This is a genomic window from Streptomyces niveiscabiei (assembly GCF_001419795.1).
GTDB lineage: Bacteria > Actinomycetota > Actinomycetes > Streptomycetales > Streptomycetaceae > Streptomyces > Streptomyces niveiscabiei.
In genome coordinates this window covers 1-2,135 of record NZ_LIRL01001108.1, presented here as the reverse complement: position 1 = coordinate 2,135, position 2,135 = coordinate 1, and the positions used below count along the sequence as shown (strand labels likewise).

The 2,135-nt window shown below is 70.9% G+C and carries 2 protein-coding genes; both read left to right on the top strand.

Going from position 1 to position 2,135, the window contains the following annotated elements:
• The first annotated feature begins 5 nt into the window (after window positions 1-5).
• On the top strand, window positions 6-662 hold the full coding sequence (locus tag AOK24_RS40625; RefSeq protein ID WP_063799607.1) for a GntR family transcriptional regulator: 657 nt from the start codon (window positions 6-8) through the stop codon (window positions 660-662).
• A gap of 146 nt (window positions 663-808) precedes the next feature.
• Entirely contained in the window at window positions 809-2,092 is a 1,284-nt protein-coding gene (locus AOK24_RS40620; RefSeq protein WP_055724926.1) for a flavin-containing monooxygenase, read from the top strand.
• Window positions 2,093-2,135: the final 43 nt, after the last annotated feature.

The following is a 2,135-nucleotide window of genomic DNA, read 5'->3' as shown; positions in this document are numbered from 1 at the left end:
CCCCTATGCCGCAGAACCTCCCCGCCCTGACCCCCCGCAGCAGCTACCGCCAAAAAGTCGTCGACGCCCTCCGAGCCGCCCTCATCGCGGGCCAACTCCGCCCCGGCGAGGTGTACTCCGCCCCCGGCGTGGCCGCACGGTTCGGCGTCTCGGTCACCCCCGTGCGCGAGGCGATGCTGGAGCTGGCGAAGGAGGGCCTGGTAGCCCCGGTCCCGAACAAGGGCTTCCGCGTCACCGAGGTCTCCGACACACAGCTCGACGAGTACACGCAGATCAGGGCGCTGATCGAGATCCCCACGGTGGTGGCCCTCACCGACACCGCGACCCCGGCGTCCCTGGAGGCGCTGCGCCCCGCCGCGCAGGAGATCGTCACCGCGTCGGCGGCGGGCGACCTCGTCGCGTACGTCGAGGCGGACACCCGCTTCCACCTCGCCCTGCTCGCGCTCGCCGGCAACGCGCACCTGGTGGAGGTGGTCCGCGACCTGCGCAGCCGCTCCCGCCTGTACGGCCTCGAAGCACTCGCCGCCTCCGGCCGCCTCCCCGCGTCCGCCGCCGAGCATCTCGCCCTGCTGGACGCCCTGTTGGCCCGCGACGAACAGGCCGTCCGCACGATCATGACCCAGCACCTGGGCCACGTACGGGGGTTGTGGGCGACGGCGTGACTCCTGCCGTCGGCCCCCGCACAAGACCGCCTCCTGTGATCCTTGTCGCTGACGTGACACGCGTGACTCACGTGCCGTATGGGCATGTCAATCCCCGTTGAGCGAAAGGATCGTGCCGTTCCTGTGCGGGAAGTGGGGAAAGCAGCGTGCGAGTATGCCTGATCGGTGCGGGCCTGTCGGGACTGGCGACGGCGCGCCAACTCAAGGAGCACGGAGTCGAGTTCGTCTGCCTGGAGAAGGCACCGGACGTCGGCGGCCTGTGGCGCATGCCGGACGCCGGTGAGCGCGGCCCCGGTTACCTGTCGCTGCACCTCAACACGGCCAAACAGCTCACCGGTTACGCCGGTTTCCCGATGCCGGCCTCGTACCCGCTGTATCCCCGGCACAGCCAAGTCGCCGCGTACCTGCGCGAGTTCGCTGAGTGGGCCGACCTGCTCGACCACATCGAGCTGAACACCGAGGTCGAGTCGGTCCACCAGGAGGACGACGGCTCGTGGACGGTCGTCAGCAAGGGCCCGGACGGCACGACGACACGCGGCTTCACCCACGTCGTCGTCGCCTCGGGACACAACACGCAGCCCGTGATGCCGGCCCTCCCCGACGGCGCCGACACCTTCGACGGAACGATTCTGCACGCCCTGGACTACCGCGACGGCAGCGACTTCACCGGCCGCAGGGCCGTGGTCGTCGGCCTCGGCGCCTCGGCGGTGGACATCGCCGCCGACCTGTCCCGGCACGCCGCGCACACGGTGATCTCGGTACGCCGGGGACTGCACGTCCTGCCGAAGCAGCTCTTCGGCATGTCCCTGGACGAGATCGCGGACGCGCCCTGGTGGACGGCGATGCCGCTGGAGGAGCAACGGCGCCTGATCGAGCAGGCGTTGCTCGTCGTGCGCGGCAAGATCTCCGACTACGGCCTCCCCGAGCCCGACCACCCGCTGTTCGCGTCGGCGGTCACGATCTCCGACGAGATCCTGAGCCGGATACACCACGGCGAGGTGACCGCGAAACCGGCGATCGAGCGCCTCGACGGGCGCCGGGTCATGTTCACCGACGGCACGTCCGTGGCCGCCGACACGATCGTCTACTGCACCGGTTACCGCATGGACTTCCCGTTCCTGCCCGCCGGTTGCCCGACCGGGCCGGGCGGCGCGGTGGAGCTGTACAAGCGGGTCGTCGCGGCCGACCGGCCGGGCCTGTACTTCACCGGCATGGTCCGCCCGCTGGGTTCCATCACCCGCCTCGTCGAGGCGCAGGCCCGCTGGATCGCCCGCGTCCTCACGGGCGAGGCGTCCCTCCCGGCCCCCGAGGTCATGCGCAAGGAGATCGCGGACTACCTCGCCGGGATCGCGGGCCAGTACGGCCGCACGGAAGGCTCGTCTACGCAGGTCAGCGTGGCGGAGTACCTGGAGGAACTGCGCGCGGAGTGAGCCGGGGGAACCCACCCCCGTACCCCAGAGCCCCGCTCTCCAC

Coding starts and splice junctions, on each gene's coding strand:
- AOK24_RS40625 (WP_063799607.1), top strand. CDS start 6: ATGCCGCAGAACCTCCCCGCCCTGACCCCCCGCAGCAGCTACCGCCAA.